Origin of the sequence: Streptomyces sp. 8N114, from assembly GCF_052245835.1 — a bacterium.
In the GTDB taxonomy this organism is placed as follows: Bacteria; Actinomycetota; Actinomycetes; order Streptomycetales; family Streptomycetaceae; genus Streptomyces.
The window spans coordinates 472,041-491,020 of the sequence record NZ_JBQQBT010000001.1 but is presented as its reverse complement, the minus strand read 5'-3'; the positions used below and the strand labels follow the sequence as shown (position 1 = coordinate 491,020).

19 protein-coding genes are annotated in these 18,980 nt (G+C 71.7%); 9 read left to right on the top strand and 10 right to left on the bottom strand.

Going from position 1 to position 18,980, the window contains the following annotated elements; translation table 11 throughout:
- The first annotated feature begins 91 nt into the window (after positions 1-91).
- The 3 genes from ACTWQF_RS02185 (at position 92) to ACTWQF_RS02175 (ending at position 3,600) form a co-directional block, all read left to right on the top strand.
- Positions 92-1,153 (top strand): SIS domain-containing protein, encoded by a 1,062-nt coding sequence (locus ACTWQF_RS02185; RefSeq protein ID WP_443276497.1) that lies wholly within the window; start codon positions 92-94, stop codon positions 1,151-1,153.
- Positions 1,154-1,167: 14 nt separating this feature from the next.
- Complete coding sequence (locus ACTWQF_RS02180) at positions 1,168-1,818, top strand: class II aldolase/adducin family protein (protein WP_443276495.1); 651 nt, start codon at positions 1,168-1,170, stop codon at positions 1,816-1,818.
- A 306-nt stretch (positions 1,819-2,124) separates the two neighbouring features.
- Complete coding sequence (locus tag ACTWQF_RS02175) at positions 2,125-3,600, top strand: histidine kinase N-terminal domain-containing protein (protein WP_443277537.1); 1,476 nt, start codon at positions 2,125-2,127, stop codon at positions 3,598-3,600.
- 193 nt (positions 3,601-3,793) lie between these two features.
- On the opposite strand, the gene ACTWQF_RS02170 is transcribed toward ACTWQF_RS02175, so the two are convergent.
- Positions 3,794-4,057, bottom strand: a complete 264-nt coding sequence (locus tag ACTWQF_RS02170) for a WhiB family transcriptional regulator (protein WP_016469673.1) — start codon at positions 4,055-4,057, stop codon at positions 3,794-3,796.
- Between the two features lie 313 nt (positions 4,058-4,370).
- Entirely contained in the window at positions 4,371-5,339 is a 969-nt protein-coding gene (locus tag ACTWQF_RS02165; protein ID WP_443276493.1) for a diacylglycerol/lipid kinase family protein, read from the bottom strand.
- 56 nt (positions 5,340-5,395) lie between these two features.
- Here ACTWQF_RS02165 and ACTWQF_RS02160 point away from each other — a divergent pair, with 56 nt between their 5' ends.
- Positions 5,396-5,839 (top strand): hypothetical protein, encoded by a 444-nt coding sequence (locus ACTWQF_RS02160; protein WP_443276491.1) that lies wholly within the window; start codon positions 5,396-5,398, stop codon positions 5,837-5,839.
- A 97-nt stretch (positions 5,840-5,936) separates the two neighbouring features.
- Here ACTWQF_RS02160 and ACTWQF_RS02155 read toward each other — a convergent pair whose 3' ends face one another.
- The 5 genes from ACTWQF_RS02155 to ACTWQF_RS02135 form a co-directional block, all read right to left on the bottom strand.
- Positions 5,937-6,866, bottom strand: a complete 930-nt coding sequence (locus ACTWQF_RS02155) for an RNA polymerase sigma factor SigF (protein WP_443277535.1) — start codon at positions 6,864-6,866, stop codon at positions 5,937-5,939.
- A gap of 20 nt (positions 6,867-6,886) precedes the next feature.
- The gene (locus ACTWQF_RS02150) at positions 6,887-7,300 is read right to left on the bottom strand and encodes an anti-sigma regulatory factor (protein ID WP_019354516.1); all 414 of its coding nucleotides are present in this window, start codon (positions 7,298-7,300) and stop codon (positions 6,887-6,889) included.
- Positions 7,301-7,820: 520 nt separating this feature from the next.
- Positions 7,821-8,741 carry a 1-aminocyclopropane-1-carboxylate deaminase/D-cysteine desulfhydrase gene (locus ACTWQF_RS02145; RefSeq protein WP_443276489.1) on the bottom strand — a complete coding sequence of 307 codons (921 nt, stop codon included), beginning with the start codon at positions 8,739-8,741 and terminating at the stop codon, positions 7,821-7,823.
- Positions 8,742-8,783: 42 nt separating this feature from the next.
- The gene (locus ACTWQF_RS02140; protein ID WP_443276487.1) at positions 8,784-9,374 is read right to left on the bottom strand and encodes an N-acetylmuramoyl-L-alanine amidase; all 591 of its coding nucleotides are present in this window, start codon (positions 9,372-9,374) and stop codon (positions 8,784-8,786) included.
- Between the two features lie 79 nt (positions 9,375-9,453).
- Positions 9,454-11,232 carry a hypothetical protein gene (locus ACTWQF_RS02135; RefSeq protein WP_443276485.1) on the bottom strand — a complete coding sequence of 593 codons (1,779 nt, stop codon included), beginning with the start codon at positions 11,230-11,232 and terminating at the stop codon, positions 9,454-9,456.
- 250 nt (positions 11,233-11,482) lie between these two features.
- On the opposite strand from ACTWQF_RS02135, the gene ACTWQF_RS02130 reads away from it, so the two are divergent.
- On the top strand, positions 11,483-12,838 hold the full coding sequence (locus ACTWQF_RS02130) for a transcriptional regulator (protein WP_443276483.1): 1,356 nt from the start codon (positions 11,483-11,485) through the stop codon (positions 12,836-12,838).
- Between the two features lie 85 nt (positions 12,839-12,923).
- A complete protein-coding gene (locus ACTWQF_RS02125; protein WP_443276481.1) occupies positions 12,924-13,454 on the top strand; it encodes an NUDIX hydrolase in 531 nt (176 codons plus the stop codon).
- 38 nt (positions 13,455-13,492) lie between these two features.
- On the opposite strand, the gene ACTWQF_RS02120 is transcribed toward ACTWQF_RS02125, so the two are convergent.
- Positions 13,493-13,726, bottom strand: a complete 234-nt coding sequence (locus ACTWQF_RS02120; RefSeq protein ID WP_443276479.1) for a hypothetical protein — start codon at positions 13,724-13,726, stop codon at positions 13,493-13,495.
- A 159-nt stretch (positions 13,727-13,885) separates the two neighbouring features.
- On the opposite strand from ACTWQF_RS02120, the gene ACTWQF_RS02115 reads away from it, so the two are divergent.
- Together ACTWQF_RS02115 and ACTWQF_RS02110 are read left to right on the top strand one after the other, a co-directional pair.
- Positions 13,886-14,821 (top strand): EamA family transporter, encoded by a 936-nt coding sequence (locus tag ACTWQF_RS02115; protein ID WP_443276477.1) that lies wholly within the window; start codon positions 13,886-13,888, stop codon positions 14,819-14,821.
- 279 nt (positions 14,822-15,100) lie between these two features.
- Positions 15,101-16,291 (top strand): methyltransferase, encoded by a 1,191-nt coding sequence (locus ACTWQF_RS02110; RefSeq protein ID WP_443276476.1) that lies wholly within the window; start codon positions 15,101-15,103, stop codon positions 16,289-16,291.
- Between the two features lie 34 nt (positions 16,292-16,325).
- Here ACTWQF_RS02110 and ACTWQF_RS02105 read toward each other — a convergent pair whose 3' ends face one another.
- Complete coding sequence (locus ACTWQF_RS02105) at positions 16,326-17,288, bottom strand: AraC family transcriptional regulator (RefSeq protein ID WP_443276475.1); 963 nt, start codon at positions 17,286-17,288, stop codon at positions 16,326-16,328.
- Between the two features lie 280 nt (positions 17,289-17,568).
- Here ACTWQF_RS02105 and ACTWQF_RS02100 point away from each other — a divergent pair, with 280 nt between their 5' ends.
- Positions 17,569-18,402 carry an ANTAR domain-containing protein gene (locus ACTWQF_RS02100; RefSeq protein WP_443276473.1) on the top strand — a complete coding sequence of 278 codons (834 nt, stop codon included), beginning with the start codon at positions 17,569-17,571 and terminating at the stop codon, positions 18,400-18,402.
- A 273-nt stretch (positions 18,403-18,675) separates the two neighbouring features.
- Here the strand turns inward: ACTWQF_RS02100 and ACTWQF_RS02095 are convergent, their stop codons facing one another.
- On the bottom strand, positions 18,676-18,930 hold the full coding sequence (locus ACTWQF_RS02095) for a gas vesicle protein K (protein ID WP_443277533.1): 255 nt from the start codon (positions 18,928-18,930) through the stop codon (positions 18,676-18,678).
- Positions 18,931-18,980 lie beyond the last annotated feature (50 nt).

The window sequence follows — 18,980 nt, the reverse complement described above, 5'->3', positions numbered from 1 at the left end:
GAGCGGGCATGGGCAAACCGCACCGTTTCGGCCACGCCGTAGGATCGAACCGCGACGCACATCCATTCAGCGCACCCCCGGAGGGACCCGCATGTCCTCGAACGCCCCGTCCGAGCCGGGCACCGTCATGGCCGGCGAGATGGCCGAGCAGCCAGCCGTGCTGCGCCGCATCCTGGACGAGGGCGCCCCGGCCATCCGCGAGGTGGCCGAACGGATCGCCGCGAAGAACCCCCGCTTCGTACTGCTGACGGCGCGCGGCACCTCCGACAACGCCGCGCTGTACGCGAAGTACCTGCTGGAGATCCAGCTGGGCAAGCCGTGCGGGCTGACCTCCATGTCGACGACGACCGCGTACGGCGCGCAGCCGGACCTCACCGACTGTCTGGTCATCACCATCAGCCAGTCCGGTGGCAGCCCGGACCTGGTGGCCTCCACCGAGGCGGCCCGCGAGGCGGGCGCGATCACCCTCGCGGTCACCAACAACGCCGACTCGCCGCTCGCGCAGGTCAGCGAGTTCCACATCGACGTACTGGCGGGCCCGGAAAAGGCGCTGCCCGCCACCAAGACCTACACCGCCGAGCTGCTGGCGCTGTATCTGTTCGTGGACGGTCTGCGCTCGGGCAGCAGGGCCGAGGCCGCCAAGGCGCTGCCCGAGCTCGCCGAGGCGGTGCTGGCCCGCAAGAGCGAGGTCAAGGCGCTGGCGGCGCGCTACCGGTTCGCGGAGCGCATGGTGCTCACCTCGCGCGGCTACGGCTACCCGACGGCGAAGGAAGCCGCGCTGAAGCTGATGGAGACCAGCTACATCCCCGCGCTCTCCTACTCCGGTGCCGACCTGCTGCACGGACCGCTGGCCATGGTGGACAACATCTCGCCGGTGATCGCCGTCGTCGCCGACGGCAAGGGCGGCGAGGCGCTGCAGCCGGTGCTGGAGCGGCTCCGGGACCGGGGCGCCGATCTGGTGGTCATCGGCCGCCAGGAGGAGGTGGACCGGGCCTCGGCCGGGTTCGCGCTGCCCACCGACGGGCTGCCGGAGGAGCTGCAGCCCATCGTGCAGATCCTGCCGCTGCAGATGCTCGCCTACGAGGTCACCATGGCGCGCGGCCAGGACCCGGACGCGCCGCGTTCGCTGGCCAAGGTCACCAAGACCCGCTGAGGGAGGGACGGCGGATGACACAGCCGGCCATGAAGCAGGCGTCCACCGTCGACGGCCTGATCGAGCAGCTCATCGACGTCGGGGCGACCGCCGTACGACAGGGCTTCGTGCTGGCCAGCGGCGGCAATCTGTCGGCCCGGCTACCGGGCTCCGAGGAGTTCGTCGTCACGGGCCAGGGGACCTGGCTGGACCGGCTGACGCCGGAGGACTTCTCCGTCATGAACCTGGCGGGCCAGGTCGTCGGCGGCAATCAGAAGCCCTCCAGCGAGTGGAAGCTGCACCAGCGCACCTACCAGGTTCGGGGCGACGCCAACGCGATCGTCCATATGCACCCGCAGCACGCCGTGCTGGTCGACGCGCTCGGCCACCCGATCCGGCTGCTGACGCTGGACCACGCGGTGTACGTACGGTCCATCGGCCGTACCGACTTCTACCCGAACGGGTCGGACGAGCTGGCCGACACCGCCGCCGAGCAGGCCAAGGAGCACAACTGCGTGCTGCTGGCCCACCACGGCTGCTCGGCCCTGGGGGAGGACGTGGGAATGGCCTTCCGGCGGGCGATGAACCTGGAGGAGGCCGCCACGGCCACCTACCGCGCCCTGCTGCTGGGCGACCGTACGACGTGCTTCCCGGTGAGCGCGGACGAGGCCATCCAGCACGCCTGACAGCCGCGGCCGGGGCCGCGGAAGGCCCGGAACGCACTTCGGGCCGCGGTGCCGGTGCGGGACCCTCAACCCGCCCGGCACCGCAGCCCGGAGCTACAAGACCCGGACGCTGTCAGGGCAGAGAGCGCCGCGGGCCTCGATCTGCCCTCCTGTGCGGGGAGGGCAGAAGTTCTTTCGGGAGGATTCTGGACTAGACCACGGCCGTCTGTCTACGGATCGCGCGGTTCTGGTCGTCGATTCTCCACCGCGCCCCGACCGGCGTCCGCCGGCCCCCCGCCCTGTCGTACCCTCGGCCCCGTGCCCTCCATGAACGACCTCGTACGCCAGCACACCGCTCTCTCCGACGTGGAGCTGGAGTGGCTGCACCTGCTGGTGTCCGAGTGGCAGCTGCTCGCCGACCTCTCCTTCGCCGATCTCGTGCTGTGGGTGCCCACGCTGGACGGCACCCGCTATGTCTCGGTCGCCCAGATGCGCCCGAACACCGGCCCGACCTCGCACCAGGACGACATGGTCGGCCACCTGGTGCCCCGGGGCCGCCGGCCGCTGCTGGACGCCGCGCTGGACGAGGGCAGGATCGTCCGGGAGGGCGACCCGGAGTGGCGCGAGGAGGTGCCGGTACGGGTCGAGTCCATCCCCGTCCGGCGCGAGGGCCGGGTGCTGGGCGTCATCGCGCGCAACACCAACCTGCTGACCGTCCGCACCCCCAGCAGGCTGGAGCTGACCTATCTCCAGAGCGCCTCCGACCTCGCCCAGATGATCGCGGCGGGCAGCTTCCCCTTCCCGGGGCACGAGGTGGACATGGACCACGTGCCGCGGGTCGGTGACGGACTGATCCGGCTGGACGCCGACGGGCATGTGCAGTACGCCAGCCCGAACGCGCTGTCCGCCTACCACCGGCTGGGCCTGGCCACCGACCTGGTCGGCCTGCACCTGGGGGAGGCCACCGCCGAACTGGCCCCCTCCCGCGGCCCGGTCGACGAAGCGATGGTCAAGCTCGCCAGCGGCTGGGCTCCGCGCGGTGCGGAGGTGGAGGCCAACGACTGCATCGTGCAGCTGCGAGCCATCCCGCTCAAACCCAAGGGCACCCGCATCGGTTCGCTCATCCTGCTGCGTGACATCACAGAAGTGCGCCGCCGCGAGCGCGAGTTGATCACCAAGGACGCCACCATCCGGGAAATCCACCACCGGGTGAAGAACAACCTCCAGACGGTGGCCGCGCTGCTGCGCCTCCAGGCCCGCAGGATGGACTCCGACCGTGGCAAAGAGGCGCTCAACGAGGCGGTGCGCCGGGTCGGTTCCATCGCCATCGTGCACGAGACGCTCTCCCAGAACCTGGACGAGCGCGTGGACTTCGACGAGATCGCCGACCGGGTGCTCGCGATGGTGGCCGAGATCTCCCCCGGCCGGATCGCCGGACGCCGTACGGGGCGCTTCGGCATCCTCGGTGCCGAAGTCGCCACACCGCTGTCCATGGTGCTCACCGAAGTCCTCCAGAACGCCATCGAGCACGGCTTCGGCCCCGGACAGCAGGGCTCCGTCGAGGTGCACGCCGTCCGCGGGGCGGCCGCGGGCCATGACGAGGCACGGCTGCTGGTCACGGTCCAGGACAACGGCCGCGGGCTGCCGGCCGGCTTCGACGCCAAGAACGGCGGCAATCTGGGTCTCCAGATCGTCCGCACCCTGGTGGAGGGCGAGTTGGGCGGCACCTTCGACATGCTCCCCGGCCCCACAGGCGGCACCCGAGTCCTCTTCGACCTCCCGGTGGCGACGGAGAAACGTTAATTGTTCCGCCGCAACCCCGACGTTCGCGTTGCCCGCACAGCAAAAAGCGCCGAGCCCCCGGTCCTTGGGCCAGGACGGGGGCTCGGCACTTTCAAGCTCTGCGTTTAAGTTGTGCGGGCGCTCTGCGTGCTGCTAGGCGCTCCGAGTGCACTGCGCGCTGCGTCTCGGGGTGCAGCTGGTGCAGGGCTGGGCGTCAGGCGGTCGCGGCGTTGTTCCGCGCCCGGTTGCGGGCGGCACGGCGCTTCATCGCGCGGCGCTCGTCCTCGCTGAGACCACCCCAGACACCGGAGTCCTGACCTGACTCCAGAGCCCACTGCAGGCACTGCTCCATGACGGGGCAGCGGCGGCAGACGGCCTTGGCTTCCTCGATCTGCAGCAGCGCAGGACCGGTGTTGCCGATGGGGAAGAACAGCTCGGGGTCTTCCTCGCGGCAAACGGCGTGGTGACGCCAGTCCATGGCTGCTACCTCTCCTCGTGTGTGGTGCTTGTGAATGTGAACGCTTTCACGAATCCCTCGACGGGGGAAGTGGGGCCTCACAGATGTGATGCGGGTCCCACTGGAGTCAAAGGAAGGGATTCCGGCTCTCAAGGGGGCCCTGATGGCGGGGCCGTCCCGATCGCCATGAAGAGACTCGCAAACCTCGGCGGCGGATACAACCCCTTCCGGAAAGTTTTTTTTGAATCCTTGGTGTCGACTAGCTCACAGCCCTCATTCGAGGGGGTGGATCCTGGCCTAAACGTTCGAGTAGAAGGACTTTGGCCCCTTCCACTTACACAATCACACGCAGTGCACGCCGTACGCCTGTGAAGCTCACGCTCGTACGCAGTCCCAGGTGGTCACCGTCCATCTGAAACGGCAGCGGCACCTGCGAATGCAAGGTGAACCGGGTGAGGTCGTGCAGCGTCACCGCGTGCTTGCCGCGGGGGCCCCGCTCCGGGCTGGAGGTCAGCAGTTGAGTGCCGTAACGGCTCACCGCCAGCGGCGTCAGTCTGCGCAGTCCCAGCACGTCGAGGCCGGTGTCGAAGGACGCCTCCGGCGCCGCGTAGAGCGGCTTGTTCCCCAGGTACGACCACGGTGCCGTGTTGCACACGATCGAGAGCGCCAGCTCCGTCGCGGGCTCGGCGCCCTCCCGCTCCAGCGTGATCGTGCCCTTACGGCGGTGCGGCTCGTTCAGGAACTGCCGTACGACCTGGCGCACATAGAGCGGATGTGTGGAGCGCTTGCCGCGCTCCCGCTGCTGTTCGACCCTGCCGATCACCCCGGCGTCGAACCCCAGACCCGCCGTGAACGTGAACCAGCGCCCGGGGATCTCGGCGTCGTCCGTCCCCGGTACGCCGCCGGCGATGCCCAGACCGATGGTTCTCTCCGAGCGCGCCTCCAGCGCGTCCAGCAGATGTCCGGTCGCCTCCACGACGTCGTTGGGCATCCCCAGCGCGCGCGCGAAGACATTGGTGGAGCCGCCCGGCACCACGGCCAGCCGCGGCAGCTGCTCCGGGTCGGGGCCGTCGTGCAGCAGGCCGTTGACCACCTCGTTGACCGTGCCGTCCCCGCCGAGCGCGATGACCAGCTCGGCGGTGCCGCCCTGTGCCGCCTGCCGGGCGAGGTCGCGGGCGTGGCCCCGGTACCGGGTGGTCGCGACCTCCAGCTTGAGGTCGCTGGCGAGCGCATGCGCCAGCACATCACGGGTCCGTGCGCTGGTGGTGGTGGCTGCCGGGTTGACCACGAGTAGTGCGCGCATGGAGTGAGCGTACCTACCGCGTGGTACACGGCCCAGCCCAGAGCTAGGCTGCGGGCGTGAGTGGGAGCCGGACCGAGACGGATACGGAAGATTCGATGGAGACGCAGCCGAAGGTGCAGGGGCCGCGCAGAATCGTGGCCGCCGCCGTGGTGACCGGTGCCGAAGGGCTGGTCGTCGCCGCGTTCGGGATCGTCTCACTCGTGATGCTGGTCACCGGTCGGCCGGACGACATGATGCAGGCCGCCACCCTGGCGGTGACCGTTCTCGCGCTGTCCGTGCTGCCGCTCGCCGCGGCGCGCGGACTCTGGCTCCGGCGTCGCTGGAGCCGGGGGCCCTCGATGATCGTCCAGCTGATCGCGCTGCCGGTGGCCTGGCAGATGGCGCAGAACGGGGGTGCGCTGCTGGCTGCCGCCGTCGTGCTGGCGCTGGCCGCCGTCGCCGCTCTGGGGTGCCTGGTGAACCCCACGGCCACCGAAGCCCTCGGCATCGGCCCGAGATGAGCCCGGGATGAGCCGGGAATGAGCCCGGGATGAGAGAGCCCCCTGCCCGCAGGGGGCAGGGGGGAAGATCACTCCGAAGACCGCTCCGGCGCGAGGCTCACTCCTCGACCAGCAGCCGGTCCCGTAGCTGGGCCAGGGTCCTGGCGAGGAGCCTGGAGACGTGCATCTGGGAGATGCCGACCTCCTGGGCGATCTGCGACTGGGTCATGTTGCCGAAGAACCGCAGCAGCAGGATCTTCTTCTCCCGCGGCGGCAGCTCCTCCAGCAGCGGCTTGAGGGACTCCCGGTATTCGACGCCCTCCAGGGCGTCGTCCTCGGCGCCGAGGGTGTCGGCGACGGCCGGGGACTCGTCGTCGGTGTCGGGCACGTCCAGCGACAGGGTGCTGTAGGCGTTCGCCGATTCCAGGCCCTCCAGGACCTCTTCCTCGGAGATCGACAGCCGCTGGGCGAGCTCGTGCACGGTCGGCGCCCGGCCGTGCTGCTGGGAGAGCTCGGCGGTCGCGGAGGTGAGGGAGAGCCTCAGCTCCTGGAGACGGCGGGGCACGCGCACGGCCCAGCCCTTGTCGCGGAAGTGGCGCTTGATCTCGCCGACAACCGTGGGTGTCGCGTACGTCGAGAACTCGACGCCGCGCTCGGGGTCGAAACGGTCGACCGACTTGATCAGACCGATCGTCGCGACCTGCGTCAGGTCGTCCAGCGGCTCGCCGCGGTTGCGGAAGCGGCGGGCCAGATGCTCGACCAGGGGCAGATGCATACGCACCAGATGGTTGCGCAGCTCGGACCGCTCGGGGCCGTCGGGCAGCTTGCGCAGTTCGACGAAGAGCGCACGCGCACCGCCGCGCTCCTGCGGATCGAATCGGCGCGAGTCGCCGCCTGCGGCCCGCTCACGCCGCTCGTGCTGCTGCTGGTCCATAGCGTCCGCCCGCTCTGCCTGCTTGGGTCGCTGCATGCTGGGGTCGGCCGGGTGCGGCCGGGGCTGTTGCTCAGGAATGCCCCGGGAGACCGCCCCCGGGCGGCCTGACCACATCTGACTTGCCTCGTGCTCGGTCACGACGCTCCGGGCCCCGCACCGCGCTTCTTGTGCAGGCTGATGCTGACCGTACGGTCATCCGACACTGCTGAACCCACCTCACCGGCCAGGGCCGAGAGCACCGTCCACGCGAAGGTGTCGCGCTCGGGAGCACGGCCATCGGTCGTCGGCGCCGAGACGGTGACGTGCAGCGAGTCGCCGACGAGCTGGAAGACACAACTGAGTACGGAGCCGGGGACGGCCTGCTGGAGCAGGATCGCGCACGCCTCGTCCACGGCGATCCGCAGATCCTCGATCTCGTCGAGGGTGAAGTCCAAGCGGGCCGCGAGCCCGGCGGTGGCCGTCCGCAGCACCGACAGATAGGCACCCGCCGCCGGCAGCCGGACCTCGACGAAGTCCTGCGACGCGGGCTCGCCTGCGATCTGGGACACCCTCACCTCCAAGGTGACACGAGCCGGTTGGGCCTCGCGGGCCGAAGCGGCTGTTGGTTCGCTTTCGTCAGTGACGCTATCGCGATCCGTGTCACGATGCCGCACGCATCGATCACTGCCGCCTCATTCGCGAGCGTCACCCATAGTAAACATATGGGTACTGTCTGTGGCTAGGGGGTGGAGGCCCCAAATCCTCCGCGATTACGCTGCGTTGGTTTTACGGGGCTACCCTGGGCCGCTTCCAGGGACGGTTCCTCGGACTCCGGCGGCCACCCTGTGTGTCCGGTCGTCGGGCGCCGAGGTGTCGCTGGAAGGGCCTGTCATGTCAATACCCGTCACCTGATGCGTTCATGGCCCCTCAAGGCACACCCTCCGACAAGGGCCGAAACCTGCCCCTGTGGGCGACCCCAGGGCGACCCGAGTTGCCTGAGGGGTGCGATGGATGACTACCGTGCGTAAAGGCGAAGGGAGATGCGGTGAAGCAATGGGTGCGGAGAGTGACGAATTTTGTCACTCTGAGTCATGGCTTTATGGGGAACGATTGCCCCGTCACGACCGCCGTCACCGTGCTGCCCCGAGGGAAGGCGCCCTCCGCCGCCAGCCTTGTGAGGGCGAACAGCAGCTTGGCGACATAGATCTCATCCAGTGCGGGCAGCGCGTGGCGCTCGGCGAAGTCGGCCGCGAAGTCGGACAGCCGAGGGCTCACCTTCGCGTAGCCGCCGCCATGAAAACGTTCCTCCAGCCACCAGTCGCCGCGCGGCCCGCCGAAGGACTCCCGCTGGAGCCGCGCCACCTCCCCGGCGAGGAACCCGCCCTTCAGCACGGGCACGCCAAGAGCGCGCTGACCTGGGGAAAGACCCGCCGCCATGCCTGCGAGGGTGCCGCCGGTGCCGCATGCGACGGCCGCCACATCGGTACGCCCGCGCAGTTCTTCGCCCAGCAGGGCGCACCCGCGTACGGCCGCCGTGTTGCTGCCGCCCTCGGGGACGACGGCGCATGCGCCGAAGCGGGCGCGCAGCTCGGCGTGGAAGTCCGGATCGGCCCGGCGGCGGTATTCGGCACGCGAGACGAAGTGCAGCAGCATGCCGTCCTGGGCGCAGCGCGCCAGGGACGGATTCAGCGGCCGGCCGGCGAGCTCGTCCCCGCGGACCACCCCGACCGTGCGCAGCCCGAGCAGCCGGCCCGCTGCCGCGGTGGCTCGAAGATGGTTGGAGTAGGCCCCGCCGAAGGTCAGCAGCCGACGGTGACCGGTCTCGGCCACGGACCGCAGGTTAGGGGCGAGTTTCCGCCACTTGTTACCGGGGAGTGCGGGGTGTATGAGGTCGTCGCGCTTCAGGAGGAGCCGCAACCCCCGGCGCGTGAACCGCTCGTCCTCGACCTCCTGGAGCGGGGACGGCAGCCGTGGGGTGAGCGGGGCGAGGGAGTCGAGCTGGGGCGGCACCCTCCCATTGTGGTCCAGGGGCAGGGGGTGCCGCCCGGTCCCTCACTTCAGTCGCTCGGCGATCCGCTCGCGCATGTCGTCCATGGTGAAGCCGCGCGGGTCGCTCTTCTGGTCCGTCCACTCCAGATGGCCGATGACCGAGCGGGCGCCCCACCCGTGGTGCCGGCACAGCGCGGCGGCGGCCCGCTCGATCGCGTCCAGCTGCTCGTCGGGCCACGGGTCCTTGCCGTCCCCGAGGTTCTCGCACTCGAAGCCGTAGAAGTACCTGTTCCCGTCGGTGTTCTGCTGGTTCGGCCGCGGGGTGGCGCGCTCGGCGATGACGGCGCGCAGCACGTCGTCATCGCCCGAGCCCGCGTGGTTGGCCCGGCCGTGCCCCGTCAGGTGCACGGTGCCGTCCTTGGTGATGCAGCCGTGCGAGAGGGGGCCCGGCAGCTCCGGATGGCCGTCGTAGATCAGGTCGACGGTCTCGGCCGAGCCGCTGGTGACGGTGTGGTGGATCATGATGCCGTGCACCGGGCCCCACGGCCCATGCTGGTTGCGGTTGTGGTTGCGCCAGTCGCGGACCTCCTCGACCTGTACGCCCTCCTTCTTGAGGGCCTGGACGAAAGCGGTCGCGGTGATGGGTGTGGCCATGCTCGCCCCCGTCTGCTGGGTGTGTCCGGTCGCCGATGCCGCTGTGCTGCTGCCGGAACGTGCCCCAGCTTCATACCCGTTATCGGGCTCCTTCTAGCCGACCTGCCCCAACACCTGCCGGTGGGCTCGCCCGTACGAGGAGCGAACGCACCCGGCGGTCGCGTGCGTACGGGCGCAACAGCCCCGGTATCCGGGAGCGGGCCGCCAGCACCCGGCCCGAGCGGACCTGCGCCGACACCTCCAGGAAGCCGCTCCAGGTCGCGCATGCCTCCTCCAGCCGTCCACGGGAGAGCAGCAGTTCGGCCAGCTCCGCCTGGCACAGGGCACGCGTGCGGCGCTCTTCGGTGGGGCGCGAGGACAGCGAGGCCCGCAGATCGCGGATGGCGCCCTCGCGGTCGCCCAGCGCCACCCGTACCTGGCTGGACTGGTAGAGCAGCGCCGCGCTCTGATACGTGCCGACCGGTTCGCCGCTCGGGCTCTCCGGGCCCGTCGTCAGATCGACCGGCGCGCGGGCCAGCTGGCGCTCGGCGCGGCCCAGCGCGTCCAGCGCCCGGTCCCGCTCGCCGCATGCCGCGTCGGCGACGGCCAGCCCTGCGTACAGGAAGGCGCGGGCCGAGGGGTCGGTGTCCGCGGGCGCTGCCGCCAGGGCCGCCTCGGCGAGGGCCAGGCTCGCGCGGGGGTGTCCCAGTTGGTGTGCCTGCGAGCTGAGCGCGCGGCGGGCCAGTGCCACCCCCTCCGGGTCCGCCGCCTCCTCGGCGAGTTCGGCGGCGGTGAGGAAGGCACGCTGGGCGAGGCCGTGCCGCTGCTCGTCGGCGTAGACCCGGGCCAGCAGATAGCTGAGCCGGGCGGCGCCCGCCTGCATTCCGCGCTGGTGCACGCCCTCCTCCCCGCAGCGCAGGGTGCGGACGAGCCCGGAGAGGTAGGCGGCGAGCGAGGTGCGGATGTGACCGCCGCCGTGCCGGTCCGCCTGGAGCGCGAAGAACCGGGCGTGCTCGTGGACCGAGGCCACCTCGCCGGGACCCGGACTGCTGGTGGGGCGGGAGCCGCGCGCCGTACAGGTGTTGCGCGCGCCGGGCAGCGGAGCAGGAGTGGGGGCACCCGGCTCCGCTGCGGGGTGGGCGCCGGCGGGCGCTGCGGAGGCCGCATCGGCCGCGCCGACCCGGTGGTCGGCACCGGATCGCCGTACCGTCTCGGCCAGCAGCCTCAGGGTGTACGGGGCCGGGGGAGGGGCGTCGGCGCGGGGTGGCGGGACCACCGGGGCGGTGAGGGCGGTGAGCTGGTCGGCGGGGCGGGACGGCCTGCCCAGCCCGAAGAGCCGTACGTCAACTGGGTGCGCACGCGCCGCTGTTCCCGTCTCGGCGTCGGCCGGGGCGTGCACCTCCACGGTGCCGGTGGCCGGTGCAGGCTCCCCGTACGCGAAGTGCCCGGGCTCCGCGGCGGGTTGCGGTCCTTCTCCTGGATCGGAGGCGTCGTCCTCCCCGTCACCGGACCCGGACTCCGTCCGGGGGGACCTGCAGCCGCCTGGGCGCGCCGCCGCGCCCGTGCGTCCGCCCCGTGCGCCGTGCATGCCCAGGTCCGCCACCGTGACCCGGCGGCCGAGGCGGCGGGAGAGCGCCTCCGCCATGAGGTGCTGGACCCGGGGGTCGGGGCGGCTGCCGCGCAGCCAGTGGGCGACTGAAGTTCTGTCGTACCGAAGGTGGATGCCGACCTCGGCGCCGAGACGAGCCAGGGCGCGCGCGAACGCGGCCTGCGTCCACTCGGTCTCCTCCAGCAGGGCGCGCAGCGCACGGTTGGGGGTGCGGCTGCGGGACCGGGAGCTCGGGTACGCCGTGGCACGTACGGGGTCAGCGGGACACATGGTCGTTCCCGAGGTGGAATTTGATGGGGTCGTTCACGGTTCTGCCTCACTTCCGGAATCGAGTGATGTCTTTCCGTAGCTCTCCGTGTGCTGAATGTGCTGTCATGCACGCGGACGGTTTCAGGTAAGCGCATCGCTCGCGGCTTCGGGAGCATGTGCCGGGCGCACGACTGCGTGGTGCTTTCACACCCCGTGTGAACGCAGGTCCGTTACTCTGCGAAACAACACGTTGGACCCGACGGAGGGCGGCATGGAGCCCAACAGTCAACTGGACGCGCTGCTTGACCAGTCAGGAATGTCCCGGGCTGGTCTTGCGGCGAGAATCAATCGATTAGGCAACCAAGCAGGGATAACCCTGCGTTACGACCACACGGCCGTGGCGCGCTGGCTCAAGGGACAGCGTCCGCGCGGCAGGGTCCCCGAGTTGATCTGCGAGATCCTCGGCCGCCAGCTTGGCAGGACCCTCACCCTCAGTGACATCGGGATGGATGTCACGGCGGCAGGACGGCTCCCCGGCCCCCCGCCCGACCCCGAAGAGGCGGGACTCGGCCGGTTCGTGGAGCGCGCCGCCTCGCTGTGGCGCTCCGATCAGGTGCACAGCGACTGGCCCGGCCCCTCCCTGCTGACCGGCGCCGCGGCAGTCGCCCCCGTATGGGAGTGGGAGAACCCTCCCGAGGACCGGGATGTCTCGCACGCGGGCGGACCCGAGGTCACCGGCGCCGATGTGAGCGTGCTGCACGCCGCGCGGGGCCACTACGAGCACCTCTACCGCAACGCCGGCGGGGTCGCCACCCGGGCCCGCGTCGTCGGCTTCCTCAATGGCGAGGTCGCCCCGCTGCTGCGCGGCAGCTACAACGACACCACCGGCCGCGAACTGTGCCGCGCCGCAGGCACGCTGGCGGCCATCAGCGGTATCTGCGCCTACGACGCCGACGCGCAAGGGCTGGCCCAGCGCTACTTCCACCAGGCACTCCGGCTGGGCAAGGCGTCCGGTGATCTGCTCTTCGGCGGCTATGTGGTCGCCCTCCTCGTCAACCAGGCGCTGTTCCTCGGCGACACCCGCCATGCGCTCGCCTGCGCCCAGGCCGTGCTGCGCACCACCGGGCCGCACATCAGCCCCGCGCTCGCCACGGATGTGTACGCGATGCAGGCCAGCGCGTACGCACGGCTGGGCGACCGGCGCAACGCGCACGACTGCATGCGCCGGGCCGAGGAGTACTCCGAGCGCATCCGTCCCGAGGAAGAGCCCGAGGAGACCAGCTACGTCCAACCCGGCCTGGTCGAGGTGCGGTTGGCCGAGGCGCTGATCCTCCTGGGAGAGCTGTCCGCGGCTGCCAAGTACGCCCAGGAGGCGGCGCGTGCGCCCGCGCACGTCCGTGGCCGCGTCAACCGGCTCGCCACCCTCACCGACGTGGCGCTGCACGCCGGGGAACCGGAGCGCGCGGCGGCCAGCGCGGCGGAGATGGTGGACACCGCGCAGGGCATCGAGTCACAGCGGCTGCGCGGGCGCATGCGCAGGGTCAGGAAGCAGCTGGAGCAGCACCCCGGGACTTCAGCGGTCGAGGCGGCGAAGCTCATCGAGGACTCGCTGAGCGTGCCGTTCTGAGCCGGGGCGCGCGGAGCGCCTCTGTCAGTGGGAGCGCACGACATGCTGGGATGTGCCCAACCTCCGTCGGGAAGGGGGCACATACGTGCGATGGAAGAACCTGGGTGAACACACTGTGTACGAGAACCAGTGGCTTCGGGTGAATCTGGCGGACGTGGAACTGCCGGACGGGCGGCATCTGGATCACTATCTGATCCGGCTGCGGCCCGTCGCCATAGCGACCGCGGTCAACGAGCGCAACGAGGTGCTGCTGCTGTGGCGGCACCGCTTCATCACGGACAGCTGGGGGTGGGAACTGGCGGCGGGCGTCGTCGAGGAGGGCGAGGACCTCGTCGAGGCCGCGGCGCGGGAGATGGTGGAGGAGACCGGCTGGCGTCCCGGACCGCTCCGCCACCTGATGACGGTCGAGCCGTCCAACGGGCTGACCGACGCACGGCACCACATCTACTGGTCACCGAACGCCGAGTACGTCGGCCCGCCCGAGGACGACTTCGAGTCCGAGAAGCGGGAGTGGGTCCCGCTCAAGGAGGTGCCCGACCTCATCGCCGCGGGCGAGGTACCCGCGGCGAACATGGCCGCAGCGCTGCTGATGCTGTATCGCGTCCGCTTCGGTTGAGCCGGCCCGTGGCCCGCCGGCTCTTGTGAGGGAGGGGCTCAGCTCTTGAGGAAGCCGTCGCCGTTCTGGGCCACGTGCTCCTGGACGGCGGCCAGGGCGCGCTGGACCTCCTGGGCCGAGCCGGTGCCGTTCTTCTCCGCGTAGTAGGCGGCGCCGAGGCGGCGCAGCAGGTCGCTGCCCGCGCGCTGGGCCTGGACCTCCTCCATCTTGCCCTTGCCCTGCGCGATGCCCCGCTGAGCCTGCTCCTTGGCGCGGTCGAGAAAGCCTGCCATGGTCCTGCCTCCGTCGTGTCGGCTGTACCGGCCGGGTCGGCTCCGGTACTTGGCTCAACGTATGCCGTGATCAGCTGGTTCCCCGCCGTTCACGGCGGTACCGAAAAGGCAGGCCGGAGCATTTCACGCGATCGCCCGAGGGCCTTTAGCGTGTCGTTCATGACCGCCGCCGACCGCTTTGCCGCACCTGCCGCCGACCTCGCCGCTCCCTCTCCAGGGGGCGGCACCGGGGAGGCGCCGGGGACGTCCGGGGTGGGCGGTCCGCGGGCCCGGCCGGGTGCCGTCGGGCTGGTGCTCGGCAGCGCCTTCTCGCTCCAGTTCGGTTCCGCCGTCGCGGCGCTGCTCTTCCCGCGTGCCGGGGCGCTGGGTGTGGTGGCGCTGCGGCTGATCTTCTCCGCGGTGCTGCTGCTGGCCCTCTTCCGGCCCAGGCTGCGGGGGTACACGCGTGCGGACTGGCTGGCGGTCGCCGGGCTCGGGGTCGCCCTCGGCACCATGAACAGCCTCTTCTACCAGGCCATCGACCGAATCCCGCTCGGCGCGGCCGTCACCCTCGAACTCCTCGGCCCGCTCACGCTGTCCGTCATCGCCTCGCGGCGGGTCATCAGCCTGGTCTGGGCTGTGCTGGCGGGAGTCGGCGTCTATCTGCTGGCAGCCGGCGACTTCGGGCGGCTCAATGTCGCCGGGGTGGCCTTCGCGCTGGCGGCGGGGGCGATGTGGGTGGCGTACATCCTCTTCAACGCCCGCGCCGGTGCGCGCTTCCCCAAGGTCGACGGGCTGGCGCTGGCCATGGGCATCGGGGCGCTGGTGAGTGCGCCGCTCGGGGTGGTCAGCGCCGGTACGGCGCTGCTGGACCCAGTCACGCTGGGGCTCGGCGCCGCCGTGGCCGTGCTCTCCTCGGGGCTGCCCTACACCCTGGAGATGCTCGCCCTGCGCAGGATGCCGGCCGCGACCTTCGCCGTGCTGATGAGCCTGATGCCGGTCGCGGCGACGACGGCGGGCTTCGTGGTGCTGCACCAGAACCTGGGCCCGGCGCAACTGGTGGCCATCGCGCTGGTGGTGGCGGCCAGCATGGGTGCGGTGCGCAGCTCGCGCTAAGCCCTTGTCGGGCGGACTTGCCCCGCTCCGTTGTGCCGGTGAGGGGGGCGCCCCTTGCCCGATCCCGCGGGGTGCGGGTGCTCCCCCAAGCTCTTCGAGCAGGGAGGTGCCCCCATGGCTTGGCGCGCAGTTCCCCGCGCCCCTGACGGGGCGCGTCCCCCTGCGCGGTGAAGCTTGCCCACCCTGCGGCAGGGGCGCAGGGTGGGCAAGCGCAGCCCCCGTGCCGGGTACACAGCTCGCGCGGTCAGCCCTGTCGGTGCGCGCGGTTACCGTTGTCCGGTGAGCGCACAGCCTGAGGACGAGGCCGGGACCGTCAGCTGGGAAGAGGGGGGCCGGGAGCGTACTGCCGCGTGGCGGTCCGAGAGCGGGGCGCGACCGCCGCGGCGGATCGCCGTCGCCGACGACCGGATGGCTGCCGACATCGCCTACAAGCTCGTCTGCGAGGGCACCGCGCTGCTGTGGCGCGGCGACTACCACGGCGCCCGGCAACTGCTGGCGGCGCTCGGGCGCCGGGTGGACCGTAAGCCGCCCAAGCAGGGCGCGACCCCCCGCGAGAGCTTCCACCTCTACCGGCAGGCACGCTCCCGCCGCGCCCGGGTGCTCGGCATGCTGCTGGTCCCGCTGGAGACGGCGCCCGGCGGTTCGTATGCCGTGCCGCTGCGCCGCGCGCCCGACGTGGGCCCGGCTTGCGTGGCGGCGTACGGCCCCGCGGGCGGCACTGTCGGCGATCTGGCGCTGGTCTCGCTGCGCGAGTTGCAGGGCGTGCTCGGCGCGTACGAGTGGTGGCGCAAGGGCGTGGCCGTCGAGGCGCTGGGCGGCGAGACGATCCACCCGTATCACGGGGTCTTCTCACCGGTGCGCGGCGAATACGTCGACCTGGTGGCGCAGGCCCCGCTGCCCCGCCAGGAGGCCGGGGAGCTCGTGGCGTTCGACGTCGGCACCGGTACCGGCGTCCTCGCCGCCGTGCTGGCCCGGCGTGGGGTAGGCAGGGTGATCGCCACCGATGTGGGGGAGCGGGCGCTGGCCTGTGCGCGGGAGAACGTGACGCGGCTCGGCGTGGCGGGGACGGTGGAGGTCATACGGTGCGACCTGTTCCCGCCCGAGTCCGCCGGGCAGGCCGACCTCGCCGTCTGCAACCCGCCGTGGCTGCCCGCCAAACCGACCTCCGTACTGGAGCAGGCCGTCTACGACCCCGACAGCCGGATGCTGCGGGGCTTTCTCGGCTCACTGGCCGGACGGCTGGCGCCCGGCGGCGAGGGCTGGCTGATCCTCTCCGACCTCGCCGAGCACCTGGGGCTGCGGCCCCGCGAGCAGTTGCTGGAGTGGATCGAGGGCGCCGGTCTTCAGGTCGCCGGTCATCTCGATGCCCGTCCCCGGCACGGCAGGGCCGGCGACCCGGAAGCCCCCTTGCACGCGGCGAGAGCGGCCGAGACGACGCGGCTGTGGCGGCTGCGCCACGCGGCGGGCTGAGCCGGCCGGTCCCGGACGGCCGCCGGAGATCCGGTCACGCGCGGAGCGTGTGGCTGGGAGACACCCCGTACCGCTCGCGGTACTGACCCGCGAAACGCCCCGCCTTGGCGAAGCCCCAGCGCGCGGCCACCGCGGCGACCGTCACATCCGACGGGTCGGCGGCCTGCAGATCACGGTGCGCCCCCTCCAGCCTGACCCGGCGCAGATATGCGGTCGGCGTGGTCTCGCAGTACCGAGCGAAGGCGTGCTGGAGGGCGCGCGGACTGGTACGGGCCGCCTGCGCAATGTCGTGCAGGGAGAGGGGACGTGCCGCGTTGGCGTCGATGTACGCCATGGCCCGGCGCAGCGCCGCCGGCGCCAGCCAGCCGGGGGACGGCAGCCGGGACCGCTCCGCGGAGTCGTGGGGGAAGGTCGCCAGCGCGGCGGTGGCCAGCAGCCGCGCCGCCTCGTCCAGGATCAGCGGGCTGGCCGCGGCCTGCGGGTTGCCCAGCACGTCATGGCTGACGTGCCGGACGACGGCCTGCCAGTAGCGCGCCCGCTCCGGCGAGAGCGGGCGCGCGAAGGAGAGCCGCGCGGTCGCCGACTCCGTGCCCGCCAGGTCCGCCGCGACCTGCTCCACTTCGCGCAGTCCGATACGCACGACACCCAGCCGCAGGTTTTCCCACCTCACCAGCGTCGGCGCGTACGGATCGCACAGGTGCAGGTCGCCGGGGCCGGAGCGGAGCTCGTTGCGTCCGGCGGTGACCTCCAGCGTGCCGCCGAGCACCTGTACCACGTAGACGCAGTGGTGGGGTTCGGCCTCAGCGCGTACCCGCATCGAGTGCGCGAAGCGCTCCACACCGATCGATCCCGCCTGGGTGAGCGCGGCATCGAACCTGAACCGCTCGCGGTCGCCGAAGAGTTGCGGGGTGTGGTCTGCGTAGGTCCGCCGCAGGAAGTCCTCCGCCTCCTGCGGATCGGAGGTCCTCATCCGGATACGGCGTACAGGGTCGTCCATGGCCCCGTACCTCCTCGCTCGGGCCGCGGGCCGCCGACGCTTTCCTTCTCAATCGGCGATGCTAGGCCCGCGCGACGGCCGGGCGCAGCCCACATCGCGAAGCCGACAGCCGGAAAACGACACGGGGGCAGAGCGCCGCTTGCGCCGTGGACGAGACGCGCGCTGTTCTGACCCCTGCCCTGTCGCGCGCCCTTCTCGTCCCGAACCGTACGGGACGGCCCCGACTTGACGGATTCGGCGGCGGCGACGAGCAGAACAGGACCGGAGTGCCGGAGTGACGATGTCTGTGCCAAGCTCCCGTGCGGCGGCCGTACCCGGGCCGTTCGTCGACGCGGACGTACGCGAACGGGAGCTGGCCGAGGCGCTGTTGGACCTCGCAGGCGGAGCCGCCGACAACGCCGCGCCGGGTACCGGCACAGCGGACGGCAGCCATCCGAAGCTGACCGCGCTGGCGGTCCACGCCTGCCGCCGCCTCGCCCACGAGGGCCGGCACTGCGAGGCAGCCGCACACCTCGGTGCCCCCACGGGCGCTGACCCGGCGCCGTACGGTGAGAGCGGCCCACGTGCCGCGCGGCTACGGCTGGTGGAGCACGAGCAGCGTGAGGGCCCTGCAACGGACACCCTCCGCACCGGCCGGGCTCTCCCCGAACTGTCCCTGGACGCCGCTGCCCCCCGATGGCCCCGGTACGTCCCGGCGGCGCTGGAGGCGGGCGTACGTGCCGTGCGCACCGTTCCGCTGCCGGGCGGCCCGCGGCCGAAGGACGTGCCAGGCGCGGGCGTGCTCGTCGTCCATCTGCTCGACGACGGTCCGCTCGGCGCCGCCGCCGCTGGAGCCCTGACCGCGCTTGCCCGGGCGTGCGCACTGGGCTTGGCGCATCAGACCGCGCTGCGCCGCGGCGACGAGCTCCAAGAAGCCCTCGGCAGCAGGGTGGTGATCGAGCAGGCCAAGGGAGTGCTCGCGGAGCGCCGGCGCGGCTCCGTCGACGACGCCTTCCGTACGCTGCGGGCCTACGCCCGCTCCCGGCAGCGCCCGCTGCACCATGTGGCCCGCGATGTGGTCGAGGCGCGACTGGCGGACCCGCCTTTCGAGCGGCTCACGGACCCGCCGCCGTGAGTCCGGGGGCACCTCCCGGCCGGAGGCTGGGGGAGGAACCGGTGAGCGGAGCCGGGCGCACGACACGGCCCGGGGCGTGAGGGGGTTGCAGGGCCGCCCCGGGCCGTTCGGGCCCGCCGCCGATAGGCGCGGCGGCGGGCCCCACACCGGCGGGGGCTCGCCGTCCAAGCCCCCGAGGTGTACCCCGGCGGACGAGCCGCCGAGGTCTCCCATCATCCTCTTTCCGGACCGCGTTCCGCTCGACTTCGGTCAAAAGAACGCGAGTTGACAACCTCAGCGCTCAAGCAGCGTCCCCAGCGGCCCGAGGTCGAGGTTCAGCTCGTCCCGCGTGAGCCCGTGCTGTGCGCACAGCTCGTCCATGCGTTCGTCCAGCAGCATCAGCGTCGTACCGATCCGCTCGATCTGGTCGTCGGTCACATCACCCTGGTCGCAGCGGTGCAGAGCCTGGCGTTCCATGAGCTGGCGCAGCAGCTCCACGACCGTGAGGACGAGGCAGACCAGGTCCCGGCCCACCCGGTCGGGGTCCATCTCCAGCCGGCCGTTCGCACCGCGGACAGTTCCGCCGACCGGTTCGCGCC

What these genes read in the sequence shown, in the direction of transcription:
- ACTWQF_RS02185 (WP_443276497.1), top strand. Translation starts at nt 92, where the DNA reads ATGTCCTCGAACGCCCCGTCCGAGCCGGGCACCGTCATGGCCGGCGAG.
- ACTWQF_RS02180 (WP_443276495.1), top strand. Translation starts at nt 1,168, where the DNA reads ATGACACAGCCGGCCATGAAGCAGGCGTCCACCGTCGACGGCCTGATC.
- ACTWQF_RS02175 (WP_443277537.1), top strand. Translation starts at nt 2,125, where the DNA reads ATGAACGACCTCGTACGCCAGCACACCGCTCTCTCCGACGTGGAGCTG.
- ACTWQF_RS02170 (WP_016469673.1), bottom strand. Translation starts at nt 4,057, where the DNA reads ATGGACTGGCGTCACCACGCCGTTTGCCGCGAGGAAGACCCCGAGCTG.
- ACTWQF_RS02165 (WP_443276493.1), bottom strand. Translation starts at nt 5,339, where the DNA reads ATGCGCGCACTACTCGTGGTCAACCCGGCAGCCACCACCACCAGCGCA.
- ACTWQF_RS02155 (WP_443277535.1), bottom strand. Translation starts at nt 6,866, where the DNA reads ATGTGGTCAGGCCGCCCGGGGGCGGTCTCCCGGGGCATTCCTGAGCAA.
- ACTWQF_RS02140 (WP_443276487.1), bottom strand. Translation starts at nt 9,374, where the DNA reads ATGGCCACACCCATCACCGCGACCGCTTTCGTCCAGGCCCTCAAGAAG.
- ACTWQF_RS02135 (WP_443276485.1), bottom strand. Translation starts at nt 11,232, where the DNA reads ATGTGTCCCGCTGACCCCGTACGTGCCACGGCGTACCCGAGCTCCCGG.
- ACTWQF_RS02130 (WP_443276483.1), top strand. Translation starts at nt 11,483, where the DNA reads ATGGAGCCCAACAGTCAACTGGACGCGCTGCTTGACCAGTCAGGAATG.
- ACTWQF_RS02120 (WP_443276479.1), bottom strand. Translation starts at nt 13,726, where the DNA reads ATGGCAGGCTTTCTCGACCGCGCCAAGGAGCAGGCTCAGCGGGGCATC.
- ACTWQF_RS02115 (WP_443276477.1), top strand. Translation starts at nt 13,886, where the DNA reads ATGACCGCCGCCGACCGCTTTGCCGCACCTGCCGCCGACCTCGCCGCT.
- ACTWQF_RS02105 (WP_443276475.1), bottom strand. Translation starts at nt 17,288, where the DNA reads ATGGACGACCCTGTACGCCGTATCCGGATGAGGACCTCCGATCCGCAG.
- ACTWQF_RS02100 (WP_443276473.1), top strand. Translation starts at nt 17,569, where the DNA reads ATGTCTGTGCCAAGCTCCCGTGCGGCGGCCGTACCCGGGCCGTTCGTC.
- ACTWQF_RS02095 (WP_443277533.1), bottom strand. Translation starts at nt 18,930, where the DNA reads ATGGACCCCGACCGGGTGGGCCGGGACCTGGTCTGCCTCGTCCTCACG.